This is a genomic window from Alkalicoccus urumqiensis, from assembly GCF_002993335.1.
GTDB classification, from domain to species: domain Bacteria; phylum Bacillota; class Bacilli; order Bacillales; family Salisediminibacteriaceae; genus Alkalicoccus; species Alkalicoccus urumqiensis.
The window spans coordinates 31,872-49,894 of record NZ_PVNS01000003.1; the positions used below are offsets into that span (position 1 = coordinate 31,872).

Annotated in this window: 17 protein-coding genes; 13 read left to right on the forward strand and 4 right to left on the reverse strand. The window is 57.3% G+C overall.

What is annotated here, in order from left to right; all coding sequences use genetic code 11:
* Positions 1–156: 156 nt before the first annotated feature.
* The 3 genes from C6I21_RS03485 to C6I21_RS03495 all read left to right on the forward strand — a co-directional run bounded on the left by C6I21_RS03485 (position 157) and on the right by C6I21_RS03495 (position 1,534).
* Positions 157–363, forward strand: a complete 207-nt coding sequence (locus C6I21_RS03485) for a hypothetical protein (RefSeq protein ID WP_105958055.1) — start codon at positions 157–159, stop codon at positions 361–363.
* A 138-nt stretch (positions 364–501) separates the two neighbouring features.
* Positions 502–723 (forward strand): hypothetical protein, encoded by a 222-nt coding sequence (locus C6I21_RS03490; protein ID WP_105958056.1) that lies wholly within the window; start codon positions 502–504, stop codon positions 721–723.
* Positions 724–763: 40 nt separating this feature from the next.
* The gene (locus tag C6I21_RS03495; RefSeq protein ID WP_105958057.1) at positions 764–1,534 is read left to right on the forward strand and encodes a class I SAM-dependent methyltransferase; all 771 of its coding nucleotides are present in this window, start codon (positions 764–766) and stop codon (positions 1,532–1,534) included.
* Between the two features lie 48 nt (positions 1,535–1,582).
* Here C6I21_RS03495 and adhP read toward each other — a convergent pair whose 3' ends face one another.
* From adhP to C6I21_RS03510, 3 genes are all read right to left on the reverse strand, one after another.
* Positions 1,583–2,599 carry an alcohol dehydrogenase AdhP gene (gene adhP, locus C6I21_RS03500; protein ID WP_105958058.1) on the reverse strand — a complete coding sequence of 339 codons (1,017 nt, stop codon included), beginning with the start codon at positions 2,597–2,599 and terminating at the stop codon, positions 1,583–1,585.
* A 233-nt stretch (positions 2,600–2,832) separates the two neighbouring features.
* A complete protein-coding gene (locus C6I21_RS03505) occupies positions 2,833–4,050 on the reverse strand; it encodes a M24 family metallopeptidase (protein WP_105958059.1) in 1,218 nt (405 codons plus the stop codon).
* A 52-nt stretch (positions 4,051–4,102) separates the two neighbouring features.
* Entirely contained in the window at positions 4,103–4,837 is a 735-nt protein-coding gene (locus C6I21_RS03510; protein WP_181186067.1) for a GntR family transcriptional regulator, read from the reverse strand.
* A gap of 136 nt (positions 4,838–4,973) precedes the next feature.
* Between C6I21_RS03510 and C6I21_RS03515 the strand changes: the two genes are divergently transcribed.
* The 4 genes from C6I21_RS03515 to C6I21_RS03530 all read left to right on the forward strand — a co-directional run bounded on the left by C6I21_RS03515 (position 4,974) and on the right by C6I21_RS03530 (position 8,980).
* Positions 4,974–6,890: a DUF2075 domain-containing protein gene (locus tag C6I21_RS03515; protein WP_105958061.1), complete on the forward strand. Its 1,917-nt coding sequence runs from the start codon at positions 4,974–4,976 to the stop codon at positions 6,888–6,890.
* A 63-nt stretch (positions 6,891–6,953) separates the two neighbouring features.
* On the forward strand, positions 6,954–7,433 hold the full coding sequence (locus tag C6I21_RS03520; RefSeq protein ID WP_105958062.1) for a GNAT family N-acetyltransferase: 480 nt from the start codon (positions 6,954–6,956) through the stop codon (positions 7,431–7,433).
* Between the two features lie 287 nt (positions 7,434–7,720).
* On the forward strand, positions 7,721–7,921 hold the full coding sequence (locus C6I21_RS03525; RefSeq protein WP_105958063.1) for a hypothetical protein: 201 nt from the start codon (positions 7,721–7,723) through the stop codon (positions 7,919–7,921).
* 168 nt (positions 7,922–8,089) lie between these two features.
* A complete protein-coding gene (locus C6I21_RS03530) occupies positions 8,090–8,980 on the forward strand; it encodes a metal-binding protein ZinT (RefSeq protein ID WP_105958064.1) in 891 nt (296 codons plus the stop codon).
* A 50-nt stretch (positions 8,981–9,030) separates the two neighbouring features.
* Here C6I21_RS03530 and C6I21_RS03535 read toward each other — a convergent pair whose 3' ends face one another.
* Positions 9,031–9,849 (reverse strand): alpha/beta fold hydrolase, encoded by an 819-nt coding sequence (locus C6I21_RS03535; RefSeq protein ID WP_210200629.1) that lies wholly within the window; start codon positions 9,847–9,849, stop codon positions 9,031–9,033.
* Positions 9,850–10,073: 224 nt separating this feature from the next.
* Between C6I21_RS03535 and C6I21_RS03540 the strand changes: the two genes are divergently transcribed.
* From C6I21_RS03540 to C6I21_RS03570, 6 genes are all read left to right on the forward strand, one after another.
* Positions 10,074–12,317, forward strand: coding sequence for a putative bifunctional diguanylate cyclase/phosphodiesterase (locus C6I21_RS03540; RefSeq protein ID WP_181186068.1), 2,244 nt, complete (start codon positions 10,074–10,076; stop codon positions 12,315–12,317).
* Positions 12,318–12,970: 653 nt separating this feature from the next.
* Positions 12,971–14,329: an FAD-binding oxidoreductase gene (locus C6I21_RS03550; protein ID WP_105958067.1), complete on the forward strand. Its 1,359-nt coding sequence runs from the start codon at positions 12,971–12,973 to the stop codon at positions 14,327–14,329.
* A gap of 33 nt (positions 14,330–14,362) precedes the next feature.
* Positions 14,363–15,244: an ABC transporter permease gene (locus C6I21_RS03555; protein WP_105958068.1), complete on the forward strand. Its 882-nt coding sequence runs from the start codon at positions 14,363–14,365 to the stop codon at positions 15,242–15,244.
* A 30-nt stretch (positions 15,245–15,274) separates the two neighbouring features.
* Positions 15,275–16,294 carry an ABC transporter substrate-binding protein gene (locus tag C6I21_RS03560; RefSeq protein ID WP_245411527.1) on the forward strand — a complete coding sequence of 340 codons (1,020 nt, stop codon included), beginning with the start codon at positions 15,275–15,277 and terminating at the stop codon, positions 16,292–16,294.
* A gap of 52 nt (positions 16,295–16,346) precedes the next feature.
* Positions 16,347–17,162 carry a creatininase family protein gene (locus tag C6I21_RS03565; RefSeq protein ID WP_105958069.1) on the forward strand — a complete coding sequence of 272 codons (816 nt, stop codon included), beginning with the start codon at positions 16,347–16,349 and terminating at the stop codon, positions 17,160–17,162.
* The gene (locus tag C6I21_RS03570; RefSeq protein WP_105958070.1) at positions 17,159–17,923 is read left to right on the forward strand and encodes an ABC transporter ATP-binding protein; all 765 of its coding nucleotides are present in this window, start codon (positions 17,159–17,161) and stop codon (positions 17,921–17,923) included. Before C6I21_RS03565 ends, C6I21_RS03570 begins: the two co-directional genes overlap by 4 nt.
* Positions 17,924–18,023 lie beyond the last annotated feature (100 nt).

Genomic DNA, 18,023 nt, shown 5'->3' on the forward strand with positions numbered 1-18,023 from the left:
CTGCCGTTATGAGACTCCAGCCCTCTGAAGTGAGACTCGGACACTGCAGGCCAGCCTGCTGCGAATGTTAAAGCAGTGCAGGATTTCATTCAATCACCGCATTTGGCAGATATATGGTAAAATTGTGGCAGGTGAATACTGATCTGGAGGGATTTGATGAGAAATTTTTTGGAAATCTACCTGATATGTCTCATCACCTGCGCTATTATCGTGGTGTTCTTTGGGGCCATCCTGCAGAACTTCTGGATGTTCGTCGCCGTTATTGCACTCGTGCTGGCCGCCGGAGTGACGGCTTTTTTCGAACAGGAATCCCGGCTTGAAGCGCTGGAGCAGAAGGTGAAGAACCTGGAGGGCGAAGAATAGAAACCGATCATCCGGCACCAGCCGTATGTTTCCCCTGATTGGATACCGCCATGATAGACTAAAGAAGAATGAAAACGAAGAACACTTTAGAAGCGCGATGATCGTAAAGGTCAAGGGGCGCAAAAATGGAGGAAAGCCATGCGCAAGTTTTTGAAAGTTTACGCTATGTGTCTGCTGGTCAGTATCGTGATACTGTACTTCCTGGGCTGGGCACTGCAGTTCCCCGGAGTGTTCCCTGCGGTTATTGCGCTCGTTTTCGCCATCGGTATCACCGTGGTGGACGGGCTCGAGGACCGGGTGGAGACACTGGAGCGGCAGGTGGCCAGGCTGGAGCGCGAAGTAAAAAACAACTCGGCCTGAATGGATAAGGAACGCTTCTCTGGAGAAAGGTGGTAAAGCGATGAAAAACGACGATACCAATGAATCCATCCGCAGATGGAACACCTTTGCGGAGGCATACGCAGCGGCCCATCACGAAGAGGGGGATCTTCACAAAGAAGTCCTCCTCAATCCCGTCCTTCACCGCTTTCTCGGTGATGCAGACGGGAAAGATATTCTGGACGCAGGCTGCGGAGAAGGATATTTCAGCCGGCAGCTCGCTGCAGCAGGAGCCGTCGTCACAGCGGCCGATGCGTCGTCCCGGATGCTTGCGATCGCCGGAGAACGGACGGATCCGGCAGCGCCCATTCACTACATACAGGAAAACGCGGAGACGCTCGCTTCTTTAAACAGCAGAACGTTTGATGCGGTCATCTCGAACATGGTGATGCAGGACCTCGGAGACATAGAAGAGGCCTTTGGGGCTGTCCACCGTGTGCTGAAAAACGGCGGGGCCTTTGTGTTCTCCATTCTGCATCCGTGCTTCATTTCTCCGGGCGGGGGCTGGGTGAAAAACGACGCCGGAGAAAAGCTCTACTGGAAAACGGACCGCTACTTTGAAGAAGGCGTGTACGAGCAGCCTTTCGGCACGGAGGAAAACATGCTTCTGTTTCACCGGACACTGACGACCTACATCATGACGCTTCTCCGCGCAGGCTTTACGCTGAAAGCCGTCGAGGAGCCTAAGCCGTCCCCGGCGATGCTCGAGAAATACCCCGCTTTTCAGGAAGATCTCCGCTGCGCCGATTTCATCGTATTTCATGCGGTGAAAGAAGGGCCAGCGTCTTCCTAGAACAAAAAAACGCAGCCCCCGTTGGTACTCCGGAGGCTGCGTTTTCTCTTACTGAAAGGACAGCACCATGCGTCCCTGAATCTTGCCCTGTGCCATTTCTTCGAAGACGTCCTGCACCTCATCGAGCGGGCGCATCTGCACGACGGGAACGACTTTTCCGTCGGCGCCGAACGCGAAGGCTTCTTCGAGGTCGCGCCGCGTGCCGACGAGGGAGCCGATGACTTCAATGCCGTCGAGGACGAGACGCGGAATGCTTAAATCCATCGTTTCCGACGGCAGGCCGACGGCGATGACTTTGCCGCAGGCGCGGACAGCATCTACGGCGGAGTTAAACGCCGCTTTCGACACTGCGGTTACAACCGCTGCATGCGCACCGCCGACCTGCTCCTGCAGAAGGTGATGCGCGCCGCCGTCTGTTTCCGGATTGATGATCATGTCGGCGCCGGATTCTTTGGCGAGCGCCAGCTTCTCATCGTTCAGGTCCACCGCGGCCACTTTGGCGTTAAACACGTGCTTGGCGTACTGCACGGCGAGGTTTCCGAGACCGCCGCAGCCGTAAATAACAATCCATTCTCCGGGCTGCACGCCGGCGACTTTGATCGCTTTGTACGTTGTAATGCCCGCACACGTAATGCTGCTCGCCTGCGCCGGGTCGAGCCCCTCCGGTACTTTCACGGCGAAATCGGCCTGGACGATACACTGCTCGGCCATGCCGCCGTCCACGCTGTAGCCGGAGTTTTTCACACTGCGGCAGAACGTTTCCCGTCCGGTCGTACAGTATTCGCATCTGCCGCACGCTTCGTGCAGCCAGGCGATACTGACCCGGTCGCCTTTTTTCACGCTCGTGACATCAGGCGCTGTCTCTGACACGATGCCGATGCCTTCATGACCGAGCACCCGCCCGTCCACCTTGCCGAAATCCCCTGCCGCGACGTGAAGATCGGTATGGCATACGCCGCAGTACTCCATGTCCACCAGTGCTTCTCCCGCCTCCAGCGGGCGGAGCTCCTTTTCCACCACATCAATGTTTGCTCTACTCCCGGAACTGACAACCACCGCTTTCATGGCCCGCACCTTCTTTCGTTAGAATAAAAGCCCGACTGAACGCCGCCGCTGCGTGATGAAAGAGGGCATCCCTGCTTCTACTTTTACTATAGCACGTGGTGCACAGAAATGATTGTGAAATATTGAACAAAGTGTGACATATCCCGTCACGGCGCAGAAAACGTCGTTTTTCTCCCGGTCCGAAAAGGTGCCAGGATCTGAAATGATCCGGGCACCTAAAGACAATTTTCTATTTACGAACGAAGCAGCTTTTCTTCAAAAGGAAAATCGGAAAAGTTTTCGACACCGTCTTTGGTGACGAGCAGCTGCTCTTCCAGCTTCACGCCTTCTTTTCCGCCGGGGGAGCCGATGTAGCTCTCCACCGAGAGCACCATATTGGGCTTGATGATCCCGTCGTAGCCTTTTTCCTCAAAATCCTGCGGGTAGACGATGTACGGGTACTCGCCGCTGAGGCCGGTGCCGTGCGCTACGGTAAAATACCGGTTCGGGAAAAATTCCTCCGGGATCCTCCAGCTCTTCTCCGCATACTCGCGGAAGGACATGCCCGGCTTTAAGAGCGCAATGTTTTCCTGAATCTGCTCGTACGCCGTCTGGTACAGCCGCTTCTGCTCATCCGTCGGCCGGCCGCTTCCGCAGTAAAACGTCCGGCTGATATCCGTGAAATATCCAAACGGACCGTTCATATCCGTATCAAACGCCACCAGCTCTCCGTCCTGGATGACTTTGTCGCTGCATTCCTGAAACCACGGGTTCGTCCGGCTGCCGGAGCTTAACAGCCTCGTTTCAATGTAATCCCCGCCCTGCGATATATTCACCTGATGCAGGTGCGCCCACAGTTCGTTTTCCGTCATGCCGGGCTCCAGCGCCTGCTGCATGCGGATCATGCCTTCCTCCGCCGTCCGGACAGAAATCGCCATCGCCTGAATCTCTTCCTCACTCTTAATGCTGCGGGCATGCTCGACCGGCTCCTGGCCGTCCACGATGTCGATGCCCTCCGACGCCAGCGCGAGCGCTCCGGCTGACGGAACGTAATCGATCGCAAGCTTCTCATCGGGACCGGCATGCGTACGGAATAAGTCCGCAATTTCGCGGGCCCACGTGCGGGCATTGTCGTGCAGGTTCTCCCCGGATGCCACGTAGGACAGCGTCACAGCCGGCCGCACCTCATCGATCGTTTCAATCCCGTCCGACAGGTGTTCACAGTTCGGGAAATCAAACAGCGTCACCGGCCCCTCCGTCGGAATAAACACATACCGGGCCGGATTGCGCAGCATAAACACCTGCATATTCCGGCTGCCGACCGCATAGCGCAGGTTCACCGGATCAAAAATCACAATCCCGCCGTACCCGAGCCGCTTCAGCTGCCCGCGCACACGGTCAAGCCGGTACTTCCGGAGCCGCACCAGATCAATCTGCGTCTTTGCATGGCGGATACTCGTTAACTTACTCATTGCAGGCCTCCTCGTACGATACTGCCTACATGTTACAACAAGTTAAAACCTATTACAATAAGTCATCCGGCGAAAACGCATCGATTTCCAGCGAATAACGGAACCCCGCCGGCGTATACTTCATCAAGCTGTACTCCAGCGGCATCCGGTCCAGCCCGAGCGTCGTCCGCTCAATCGTCACCAGCGCCTCCCCCGGAGAAATCCCGAGAAGGTCCGCCTCATACAGCGTCGCATTGCACGCCGACACCTGCTCCTGAATACTCGTATGGTAAATCCCGCGCCGGCCGAGAACCGCAAAATAATCAAACGCCGTCCCCGCCTCCGGAGCGACCACCTCACCAACCGCCGCCGGAAAAAACGACTGCTGCATGCCGATCGGCAGCCCATCCGCCAGCCGGAGACGATCCATGAAAAAAACGACGTCTCCATCGGCAAGCCCGAGCGCCTGTTTCGCTGCTGGATGCAGCCTGCTCTCACCGCTCCGGATCACAGAAACGTCAAACGCGGTGCCGATTTCATGATGAACGACTCCGGGACTCGGACTTCCTTCCTCCGGGCGCTTTTTAACCCGGGCCGGTGTCCCGCGCCCGGTTTCCAGAATGCCGTTGTGAACCAGCTCCCGGATCGCCTGGCGCACGGTCGTCCGGCTCACGTTGTACTGCTCCATCAGCCGGCTCTCCGATGGAATGGCCTCCCCGGGCTGCCAGCCGCCCTCCTGAATGACGGTGATAAGTTTGTTTTTAATCTGCACGTAAAGCGGCAGCTTCTTCTGCGTGGACCCCATCATCTTTCCCTCCATTTCTCTGCTTTTCTTCCATGATACAGGGAAAGGCGGGTGGAAGCACCTGTAGAAAACGTCGTTTTCCGAAAGGAATTGGAGGGAGTCTCCGAGAAATAAGACAGGAGAGTGGAGGGTGAGGACGATGATTGTGTACGAGGCAAGCAAGAAGGAGTTTCTGCAGCACGTCGATCAGGACGTGCTGGTGATGCATATTCTGGAGCGGTTCCAGGAGCGGCTCGGCCGCACAACGGGGGAGGCGGAGATCCGTTCGTGGGATCATTCGATGCTGCACATGTACCGTGTGCTGCTGGATGAGGCCATTCCGGAGGATGCCGGCGTGGCGATTGAATACAGCATTCCGCAGACGTCGAAACGTGTCGATTTTTTGCTTTCGGGCTACGCGGAGGACCGGGAGCAGGTCGTCGTGATCGAGCTGAAGCAGTGGTCGGCACTGGAGAAGGTGGAGGGCAAGGAGGCGGTGGTCCGAACAGCGCTCGGCGGCACGCTCCGCGAAGTGACGCACCCGTCGTATCAGGCGTGGTCGTATGCGGCGCTGATTGAGGACTTTAACCAGCACGTCCAGGAGGAAAACATTCACCTCGTGCCGTGCGCCTACCTGCACAATTACCGGGAGCAGGCAGACGATCCGCTTACTGATCCGGTGTATGCCGACTACACGGCGCTTGCGCCGGTGTTCGGGAAAGGGGACGTCGATAAGCTGCGCCGGTTTTTAAAGCGCTGGATCCATACCGGCGACCGGGGGGACATTCTCTATCGGATCGAGCAGGGGCGGATCCGTCCGTCCAAATCGCTCCAGGACGCGCTGAACAGCATGCTGCGGGGGAACGAGGAGTTCGTGATGATCGACGAGCAGAAGGTCGTTTTCGAAACGGCGCGGGAGCTTGCCGAAAAGGCGGCCGCCACCGGCACGAAGCAGGTGATGATCATTGAAGGCGGGCCCGGCACCGGCAAGTCGGTCCTCGCCGTCAACCTGCTCGCAGCCCTCACCAGCAGAGAGCTTACGTGCCAGTACGTGACAAAAAACGCGGCGCCGCGGAGCGTGTATGCGGCGAAGCTGAAGGGAGACGTGAAGAAAACGCGTATCGATAACCTGTTCAAAGGATCCGGCAGCTACACGGAGGCCGGTGAAAATGAGCTGGATGCGCTTCTCGTTGATGAAGCCCACCGGCTGAACGAAAAGTCGGGCATGTTTCAGCATCTCGGGGAAAACCAGACGAAGGAGATCATCCACGCTGCAAAGTTCTCGATGTTTTTTATCGATGAAGCGCAGCGCGTGACGCTCAAGGACAAAGGAAGCACCGCGGAGATCCGCCGGTTTGCGGAAGCAGCCGGGGCGGAGATAACGAGCGGCACGCTTCACTCCCAGTTCCGCTGCGACGGTTCCGACGGCTACATCGCCTGGCTCGATGACGTGCTCGGCATCCGCGAAACGGCAAACGCGCACGATATGGGCATGGACTACGATTTCCGCGTGTTTTCCGACCCGCACGATCTGCTCGCCGAAATCAAGGCGAAAAACGTCCGCAACAAAGCACGCCTTCTCGCCGGCTACTGCTGGGAGTGGCCGAAAAAGCACCGCACGTCCTCCGAGTACCCGGACATCGTGCTGCCGGAGCACGATTTCGCCATCAGCTGGAACTTGGACAACACCGAGACGTGGGCGATCGACGAGACGTCTGTCCACGAGGCCGGCTGCATCCATACGAGCCAGGGCCTGGAATTTGACTACACCGGCGTCATCATCGGGGACGACCTGCGCATGGAAAACGGCCGTCTTATCACCGATCCCGGCAAACGAGCGAAGTCCGACCAGTCGCTCCGCGGCATCAAAAAAATTCAGAAGGAAGATCCGGAGCAGGCCGCCGCGCTTTCGGAGCGCATCATTAAAAACACGTACCGCACGCTCATGACCCGCGGGCAGAAAGGCTGCTACGTCTACTGTACCGACAAGCCGCTCGCCGACTATCTGCGGAGCCGGCTTGAAAAAGGACAGCACGGAGCGCTGTACGCCGCAGAACGCGGGGAGGAGTACCGGTAGAAAAGGAGGAAAGCGGATGACACAAATTAGAATAGAGCCATACATGGAACATCTGCAGGTGGGATGAAACCGGTCATCCGTACCGCAGACATACGGGACTATGAAGCACTTCTCCCGCTCTTCCGGGAGGTTCACGACGTGCACGTCCGGCTCCGCCCCGACATTTACCGGGACACCCCCGCCCCGGTGGAGAAAGCTGCGTTCGAGCGTCAGATCCGGAGCGGTGAGGAATACATCTGGGTGGCCGAAGCGGATGGCGGCATCGCCGGTTTTCTTGCGGCAGAAAAGGGAAAAGTGGAGGAAAATACATTTGTGCATGCCAAAACGTTTCTGATGATTCACAGCCTGGGCGTCGCTTCTGCCTATCGGAAGCAGGGAATCGGCCGCCTGCTGATGGAACATGCCCGGGAGGCAGCCCGGAAGCTGGACGTCGACTGTCTGGAGCTCGGCGTGTCAGACGCCAACCGGGAGGCCGTCGCCTTCTACGAATCACTGGGGCTAACAACGAAAAGCCGGAAAATGGAATGGCCGCTCCGGCTGTAAGTATACTGGCCAGAGCAACGGCCTCCTAAGCCGTAGGTCGGAGGTTCGAATCCTTTCCGGACAACGTATTTTTAAAAGGAGGTGGCTGCATGCAGCTGGTACTCTCGCTTCTCGGCATCGGTTCCGCCGCCGGATTTCTCTATTTTTGGGGAAAGTCCGGCAGCAGGGAATCGTAACTGAGCCGATCGATGTCTTTTTCATCCTGCCGGCATGATTCGGAGGAAAACGGGTAACGGAATAACATCAGGAACGCCGGCCGTTTTTACCATCCACGGGAGGTGCTTTTCGTGAATGCTGTCACCCGTTTTGTCACGATGCTTGCCGCTGCCGGACTGCTGTTTTTGATCGGCGTCGAAGGCATGCTGACGACGCTCGACCGCGAGCTGTTTACCGTGTACTACGTCATGTCGATCACCGGCTTCATCTGGGCCATTATTCTGCTGCACCGCTGGCGGGAAGCCAGACGGAGGCAGGAAGTGGACATGTGAAAAAGAGAACCGTGCCTGAAGAGGTGCGGGTCTCTTTTTTCGTACATGGGAAAACGCGGGGGGTTGGACAGGGTGATGCAGATGCTGGGAAAAATAAGTTCTTGCATCTGTGTAAAAGAACCACTATACTTATAAATCGTAATGATTTCGATTTAAGGAGTGGTAAAAATGAAAAAGAAATCTTTGTTCCTTTCTGTCTCTGTACTGGCGCTGGCTCTAACCGCCTGCGGAACGGAAGAGGAAAACAGCACAGACAGTGGAAATAATGCCGAAGCAGAAGAAGCGGAGGCCGGGAACGACGTAGAGGAAGAAGAAGCCGGAGAGGAGAATGAGGAGGAAAACAACTCCGGCACTCAGGAAGAGAACGAAGCTGAAAATGACCATGATAACGAAAATAACCACAACCACGATCATGAACATGAAGATAACCACGAGCATGACAACAACCACAGCCACGACGATCATGATCATGACAATCATAATCACGATCATGACCACGATCACAGTCATGATGACGAGGACCAGGCGATCTACGACGGATACTTTGAGGATGAGCAGATAGAGGACCGGCCACTGACAGACTGGGAAGGGGAATGGCAGTCGGTTTATCCCTACCTTCAGGAAGGCGAACTGGAAGCAGTGATGGAGCAGAAAGCGGAAGAAGATGAAACGATGACTGCAGAGGACTACACGGAGTATTACGAGACCGGATACGAGACCGATGTGGATGAGATCGATATTCAGGACGGCACGTTCACGTTCCGAACCGGGGATTCAGAAATGGAAGCCGCCTATGCGTACGATGGATATGAAGTACTTACCTACGAAGCAGGAAACCGAGGTGTCCGCTACATATTCGCGAAGGAAGACGGCGATGACGAGATGCCGGCATTTATCCAGTTCAGCGACCACGCGATATTCCCGACAGATGCCCACCACTTCCACCTCTACTGGGGAGACGACCGGGAAGCGCTGCTGGATGAAGTCACCAACTGGCCGACGTACTACCCGGCTTCCATGAACGCAGAAGAAATCCGGGAGGAAATGCTGGCTCATTAAACGCCCTGCAGAGACAAAAAACAGCCGCCGGGGTTTCCGGCGGCCGCTCCCTACGCCAGCAGAAACGGCAGGAGTTTCCCGAGCAGGACGGCGGGCTGGTCTTCCTGAACGAGGTGGCCGGCGTCGGGGATGATGCAGAACGATGCGCCCGGAATGCGGCTGTGGAGTGCGCGCCCTTTTTCCACCGGAATCCATTCGTCCTCTCTCCCCCAGAGGATCAGCGTCGGCATCCGGATGGAGGCGTACAGCGGCTCGATCTCGTCGGTGTAGCGCTGCCGGGCCTGGGCAATCTGCCGGTAGAAGGCGGGCCGGCCGGTGCTGCCGAGCCACGGATGGAGAATGCCCCGGCGCGTATCCTCCGGCATCGGCTGGTACATGGCCCCCTGGACATACGTGGAAACGAGCGCTTCGTGCATCGCATCCGGCAGTCCGCGGAAGGCGGCCTCGTACTGATTAACGTGGGTGAAAAACGGCGATCCCCACGGACCGATGGCAACCGGGTCGATCAAGACGAGCTTTTTGTACGGCACGCCGTGAAGCAGATGTGTGCGGAGGGCGGTCGTTCCGCCGAAATCGTGCCCGATGACGATCGGCTCCTCGAGCTGCCATTCGTTTAACAGCGCCTTGAATAGATCATGCTGCACCCCGAGGGACACATCTCCCTCGGGTTTTTCGGACTTTCCGTAGCCGAGGAGATCGTAGTAGTACACGGTGAAAAATTCACTCAGCCCCGGTATAATGTGGCGCCAGTTAAACGACGACCAGGGCGTTCCGTGAATGAGGACAAGCGGCGGACCGCTTCCGGAAACGCCGTATCTGACAAATCCGTTTGACGACGAATAGGTACACCGCATCCAGTAGCTGTTCACGCCGCACCCTTCCTTTCGATTATAGTGATATGAGTGTACCACCGGCGCCCTGCGAAAGCTTCTATCGAAAGAAGCTACTTTTTCCCCTTTCTCTGGGTTCACGAAGTAATACCAATAATAAAAATACATAATTATCCTCCAAAGGACTAACAATTATGTCGATTTATGCCGATATAACTTGAAATAATGGGGGAAGCGGGGCGCAGCTCATGAAAATAAGGACGATGGTACTGCTCCTGACGGCGGTGCTCTGCCTCGGCGGAGTGATTGTGGTGGAGGGCGTCGGGTCACCGATGCTGCTGGAGGAAGCGAAGGAAAACGACGCACGAGTGCTCGAGGAAAATGTCGGCCGGACGGCGAATTTTCTGGAGCTGGAAGAGGAAGCGCTGCACCGGCAGCTGATTGACTGGTCGGAGTGGAACGAGACACACGACTTCATCCGGAACGAAAACGACGACTATATTGACATGAATCTGGAAGAAGAGATGCTGGAAAATATCCGCGTGCAGCATGCAGCGTTTTTCGATGAATCAGGAGCGCTCTACTACGAAACCGGTCTGCCCGGAAGCGGAACGGCGGAAGCCATTCTCCGTCAGCACGAGGAGGAAGGGGATCCGGTCGTCATTCATGCTGCAGAAGACGGCATGATGATGGCGGCGGTGCATCCGATTACGAGAAACGACGGGTCGGACCCGGCCGGCATGATGATCATGAGCCGGATGCTGGATGAAACGTACATTGAAAACCTCGGGGAGCTTCTGTCGATCGATATTGCAGCCGAGTCTGCTGCGCGCGGGGATGCGGTGGCCGCATCGGACCGGATCAGCCGGACGTACCGCCTGCAGACGCAGGACGCGGGACAGCCGCTCGAACTGAGCATCGCCGGAAATCAGACGATTTACAACTCCCAGCTGGAGCACCTGCAGCAGCTGAAACAGACAGCAGGCATCGTGTTTCTCGGCGTACTTCTGCTCGTGCTGCTTCTCACCCGCAAGTACGTCGTCCGGCCGATTTCGCAGGTGGCACTGCAGCTTCAGGACGTGCAGCTGGATCAGCGCCGCGGGACGAGAACGCGGATCCATGTTCCCTCGCGCCTCATTGAAACGCAGGATCTGGAAAAGGAGATCAACAGCATGCTCGAGAAGCTGCAGAAATCCCACGAAGAGATTACGGAATTGGCGTACCACGACCAGCTGACCGGGCTCGGGAACCGCTTTTATCTCACGCACACATTCACGGACTTTACGGCAAAGCACGGAAAAGCGGCGTTGTTTTATTTCGACCTGGATGGGTTTAAGCAGGTGAATGATACGTGGGGGCATGAGACGGGGGATCTGCTGCTGCAGGAAGCGGCGCGGCGGATCCGGGCGTTTTTTGATGGGGAGGAGGCGATGCTCGCGCGTGTCGGGGGCGATGAGTTTGTGGTGGTGACGCAGGCGGCGCCGGTGGATCGGCTGAAGCAGACGGGGGCGCTTCTGGTGGATGTGGTGAGCCGGGAGTACCGGTTTGGTTCGGTGGTGACGTCGGTGACGGCGAGCGTCGGGGTGGCGTCGTACCCGGCGGATGCGGAGGCGCTGTCGCAGCTTCTGCAGGCGGCGGATCAGGCGATGTATGAGGCAAAGCAGACGGGGAAAGCGCGTGCGGCCGTCTATGCGGAGATGGAGCTTGCCGATGGATTTACGCGGCGGGAGACGCTGAAGCGGGATCTGGTGAAGGCGCTCTCCCGCGGGGAACTGCGGCTCGTATACCAGCCGATTTATGAAAGCGGCAGAAAGGTCCAGGGAGCCGAGGCGCTGCTCCGCTGGCGTCATCCAGTGTACGGCGAGGTGTTTCCGAATCAGTTTATTCCGCTGATGGAGGAGAGCGGCGTCATTCATGAGGCAGGCCGCTGGGTGCTCCGGGAAAGTGCAGGGCAGCTGAAGCGCTGGCAGGAGCAGGAACGGCCGGATCTGTACGTGTCGATGAACGTTTCCAAGGCGCAGCTGTCGGAGTATCGGTCGTTTCTGACCGTGCTGGATGAAGTGCTTTCGGAAACCGGCGTTTCCCCGAAGAAGCTGCAGATGGAGATTACCGAGAGCGAGGTGCATTACGATGACTCGGATCTCGTTACGTTCATTGAAGAAGTGAGCCGCCGCGGCGTGCGGACGGCGCTGGATGACTTCGGGAAAGGGACGGCGTCGCTGTACGGGCTCCGCCATCTGCCGGTCGATGTAGTGAAAATGGACCGGAGCTTTATGGAAAACATTCCGTACGATGCGTTCAATGCGAGCGTGCTCGTCGGCATCAACAGCCTGCTTCAGGAGCTCGATGTGCACGTGACGGCAGAAGGCATCGAAAATGACGAGCAGTACCATTTCTTATTGAAGCATGGGATTACGAGCATGCAGGGCTATTATTTCAGCCGGCCGCTGGAAACGGCCGACATGGAAGCGGTGCTTCAGAAAGGGCAGCCGGCGCTGGATGCATGAGGGCGGAGAGGAGACCGCGGGCTGGATGCCGCCCGCCAGCTGCTTTCGAACCGTGAACAGATTGAGTCGGCGGCCGGTCTCTGAACGTTGGGGGTAGTGGACGTTTTTCGGGAGATAGGTGCGTTTTTGCGCGGCGGAGTGATACGTTTTGAAAGAAGTGGACGCCGATCGCTCCGCTGCGGACGTCCACCCTGGAGTTATGAACGTGCAGCGCGGAGTTACGGACGTTTTCCGAAGAGAAGTGAACGTTTTTCACCCTGCCGAAACAGAACCCGCATTCTGTTTTCCGCTGTCGTTCCAAAAAAACGCTATGTTTTTCTGCAAGAGAATATGACAACCGCATCAGCAGCAGTGGATGGCGCTGTTCTTCCATCGGCAGAAAAGGCGCCGGTATCCGGGGAAACCCGTGATGCCGGCGTTTTTGGTATGGAAACGGAAATAGCCCCTGAAAAAGGAAGCGCATACATGATCCGGGTTGTCTGGAAGAGGTACGGAAGAAAATCTCCGTGCCCTTTAAATTGACTGACTATTTTCACAATTGAACGGCTGTGCTTGGACATTCTGCACAATGACCCGTCGGCCGTTGTGCCATACGATGAGGACAGTTCAACAGACCGGTTCCGGCCGGCACAATCAAAAGGGGGCTGGAGTCAATGACAGCGATCGAAGCAATAGCGTCCGTCATGGACGAAGGAGAGATCGTGCGGGAGAGCACGCAGGTGGAAAAGCTCTCCAAAGACTACTACTGGTATTCGCCGGTACTTGCCGAAGAACTTCGCGAAAAACGGGCGGAGGCGGTCATCCGGCCGCAGTCGTATCAGACATTAAAACGTGCGCTCGAAGCAGCAGCGACAGCGCGCCTGCCGGTAACGGTGCGCGGCGCCGGTACCGGAAACTACGGGCAGGCCATTCCGCTGAACGGCGGCATCGTCGTCGATTTAAGCGGATTAAATCAGATTCTTCATATAGAAGAAGGAAAAGCCCGGGTGCAGGCCGGCACGAAAATCAAACAGATTGAAAAGGAAGCAGCGGAAACGAATCAGGAGCTGACGATTTATCCGTCCACCTTTGCCAAAGCGTCGATCGGCGGCTTTATCGCCGGCGGATCGGGCGGTATCGGCTCGGTGACGTGGGGCAATCTCTGGGACGGCAACGTGCTCTCTGCCGTCGTCATGACTGTCGAAGACGAGGTGCGGCTTCTGGAAGTGGAAGGGGAAGAGCTGCAGCACTACATTCACAGCTACGGCGTGAACGGACTGCTGCTGGAAGTGACGATCCCGCTGAAGCCGAAGACCGACTGGGAGCAGACGATCTTCTCGTTTCCGGATTTCGACAGCGCGCTTACGTTTTCCCAGGAGCTTGCCGCAGGCGCCCTCCGAAAGCGGCTCGTCAGTACGATGGAAAAAGGCATCGGTGACTTCTTCCTTCCGTTAAAAAAGAGCATCGCCGGGGAGGATCACCTCGTTTTCACGGAAACGTCCGAAACGGAGCGGACAGACGTCCGGGAGCTCGCAGAAGCCTCCGGCGGCCGTCCGGTCTATGAATCCGACGCTGCCTCCTATCGGAAAGGCCTCGGCATTTCCGACTTTACGTGGAACCATACGACACTCTGGGCGCTGAAAGCCGACCCGCAGTGGACGTACCTGCAGAACTTTTTCTCCCCCGACACCTACAAAAGCCAGATCGACACGATCAAAGCGCGGTTCGGGGAGGACGTTTTGTTTCACTTTGAATGGCTCCGGGACAAAGGCACGCTCCTTCCGGCAGCCCTGCCGCTCGTCCGCTATACATCCAAAGAACAGCTGTATGACGTCATCGCCTTTTTCAACGACATCGGCGCACCGACACACGATCCCCACACCTGCCTGCTCGGCGCCGGGGGCTGGAACCTCCAGCTCGAGGAGATCCGGCAGCGCAAGGAAACCAACGATCCGTATCAGCTGCTGAATCAGGGGAAGCTCCCGGACAAAGCCGTGCGGGACGAAGCGCTCAGCGCAAAGCAGTCCTCGTAAGGACGGGGAACGACTTTTAAGGAGGAATGATTCATGAGCCAGGAAAGTGTGGCAGCAACAGATACCGTGAAGCAGGAGCGTTTGGATACAGCCGGACAGAAACGGACAGAGGCGGGGCGCTTTACCGGAAAAGTACGAGAGATCAGCGGACGGGTGCTTCCGCCGGCCGCGGCCTTTCTGATCGGGATCCTGCTCTGGCAGGCGGTCGTCATGATCACCGGCGTGCCGCCGTATATTCTGCCGGCACCGACCGACATTGCTATCGCGGCAGCGGAAAACGCAGAACGGCTGCAGACGGCGGTTCTGTCCACGATGCTGTCTTCCGTTGTCGGCTTTATCGCGAGCGTCGTTTTGGGCATCGGGGCGGCGGTGTTGATGGCCAGTTCGAAGATGGTGGAGCGGAGCTTGTATCCGTACGCGATTATTCTGCAGACGATTCCGGTGGTGGCGATTGCGCCGATTATTGTGATCTGGTTCGGCTCGGGGCTTAATGCGATTATGATGATTGCGTTTATCATTGCGTTTTTCCCGATGGTGTCGAATACGCTGATCGGGCTGAATGCGACGGAGAAGAACATGAAGGATTTGTTTCATTTGTACAATGCATCGCGCTGGCAGGTGATGTGGAAGCTTCGGTTTCCGGCGGCGCTGCCATTCATCATCGGCGGCATGAAGATTTCGTGTACACTCGCGGTCATCGGGGCGATCGTCGGGGAGTATATTGCGGGTGGCTCCGGCGGATCCGGGGGGCTCGGCTACGCGATTACCGTGGCCGCATCCCGGCTGCAGACGCCGTACCTGTTTACGCTCGGGCTTTCAGCATCGGTGTTCGGGATTGTGTTTTTCTTGACCGTCAACTATTTTTCCAGCCGGCTTCTCCGCTCGTGGCATGACTCCGAGCTGAAGCAGGACTGACTTTACATTAAATCCAGGGGGAATGAACAGATGAAAAAGCAGAAGGTATTGGTTTCGGTGACAGGTTTGATGGCAGTGGCGGTCCTTAGTGCATGCGGCGGGGAAAACGATACGGTCGAGGAAAGTGCACAGGCCGATGAGACGGAAAACACATCGGCGGAACTGACAGAAATGACGCAGGTGACGAGCTGGTTCCCGCAGATTGAGAGTGCAGGGCAGTACATGGCGGATATGGAAGGCTATTACGAAGAAGAAGGCATCGACATGACGACAGATCCCGGCGGACCGGAAGTGTCTTCGGTATCGATCGTTGCGTCCGGAAACGCCGAGATCGGTATGGCACAGGGCGATGAGGTGCTGCTGGCCATCGAGGAGGGCATTCCGCTCGTGGCGGTGATGGCCAATTTCCAGCAAAGCCTGCAGGGCATTATGTACCACGGCGAGCATGACGTGTCGGACTTTGACGACCTCGCCGGAGACTTCGAAATCTTTACGAGCGCCGGCGCCGGCTACTGGGAGTACCTCGTCGCCTCCACCGACATTGAGCAGGAGCAGAACGCGGTATACAGCGGCGACCAGTCGGCATTTGTCTCCAACAGCGACGCCGCGTCCCAGATGTACATCACGTCCGAGCCGTACTACCTCGATCAGGAAGGGGTCGATGTCGGCACGCTGCTCATTTCCGACTCAGGCTATGAGAACTACGGCGACGTCCTGTTTACGACCGAGGAATTTTACGAGGAGAATCCGGAGCTCGTCCAGGCCTACGTCGATGCGACAGTGCGCGGCTGGGAGCAGTTCCAGGAGGATCCGGAATCGGTGTATGACTACGTGCACGATCTGGCGGATAACGACAGCTCCACCGACCAGATGGAATATGCAACCGAGCAGATGGACGAGCACGTCTACGGCGGAGATGCCGTGGAAAACGGCGTCGGCTACATGAGCGAAGAGCGCTGGCAGCAGCTGATTGATCAATTGACCGAACTCGGCGTCATTGAAAGCGGCATGGAAGCATCCGACGTGTTTGTTTCTGATTTTATTGACTGATCGTTTAGACACGTCCGTTGGAAAAACGAGTAAAGCCAGAGGAGGCGCTGGGATGTATGATCATCACGAAGCGTGGAGCGGCCGGTTTCTGCCGGCGCTCACCACGCGGAATATCGAGGCATTGGACAAAACGAACGCAGCCGTCGTTCTGCCGGTATGCGCGGTGGAGCAGCACGGACCGCATCTTCCGGTCTACACCGACACGATGATCGCAGAAGGACTGCTGCAGAAAGCCTCGGCAGTGCTTTCAGCCGATACAGACGTCTGGTTTCTGCCACCGCTCGCCTACGGCAAAAGCACCGAGCATCTCGGCCACTCCGGCACGATGACGCTGACGGCGGAGACGCTGCAGCACGTCGTTATGGATCTTGCCAGAAGCGTCAAGGAGAGCGGTTTTTCCCGGCTCATTTTATTCAATTCGCACGGCGGCAACAACGACCTGCTGAACATGATGGGACGTGAGATCCGCATCGACACCGGCCTGGACGTGTTCCGCGTGAACGCCATGGACGGCCGGGCAGCCCTTGAAGGACTGATCAGCGAAGACGAGCTCCGCCTCGGCATTCACGGCGGTGAAGTGGAAACATCGCTGATCCTCGCGCTTGAATCCCGGTGGGTGGATATGGAGAAGGCGCCGTCGGAAACGTACACGCCGCATGCAGTGATCGACATTAAAGGAAGCCCGGCCGCTGCCTGGACAGCGGATGACTTAACGGCGTGCGGCACGTCCGGAGACGCTGCGCGTGCGACGAAAGAAACCGGAGGCATCATTCTCGAGCGCCTCGGCGGAGAGCTCGCCGGGGTATTTGCCGAAATGAGCACGTTTCACGTGAAACAGACGAAGCCAAAAGAGGAGGCCCTCTCATGAATACAGCTGTCCAGACCCCCGTCCAGATGACCCTCACCGGTGTCGGCAAAGTCTACGCCAACGACACGACCGCCCTGCAGAACGTGAACCTCGAAATCCGGCGAGGCGAATTCTACTCCTTCGTCGGCCCTTCCGGGTGCGGGAAATCGACGATCTTTAAGCTGATCGCCGGTCTCAGTGAACCGACGAGCGGCTCGATTGAAATGAACGGCGAAGAGCTTTCGAAAGAGGATATCGGCTTCGTCTTCCAAAACGCAACGCTGCTTCCGTGGCGTCCGGTGCTCGATAACGTGGCGCTGCCGCTCGAATTAAAAGGCGTCGGCAAAAAAGAGCGGCGTGAGAAAGCACAGGAGGCGGTGGATCTCGTCGGGCTGAGCGGCTACGAGGAATCGCTTCCGCGCGAGCTGTCCGGCGGCATGCAGATGCGCGTCTCCATCGCGCGGGCACTCACCGCGCGACCGAAGCTTCTGCTGATGGATGAGCCGTTCGGCGCGCTCGATGAAATGACGCGCCAGAACCTTCATTTCGAACTGCTGCGGATCTGGCAGAAGACGGAGATGACCGTCCTGTTTATTACACATAACGTGTTTGAATCGGTGTTTTTATCGACGAAAGTGGCCATCATGTCCGCCGGCCCGGGACGCATCACGAAGGTACACCGCATCCCGGACTACGAGCGGAACGAACGGTTCCGCAGCTCCCCGGAATTCAGCGACTGGGTCGGCACCATCTCCGAAGAGCTGCACCAGCACGAAGCCTAGCGGCGGCCCGCCGTAACGGAAAGAGAACCGGAGACCGCGGGCTGAAAACCGCCCGCCCCTGCAAAAAGCAGGAACAAGCACGGCACAAAAGAGGAGGAAC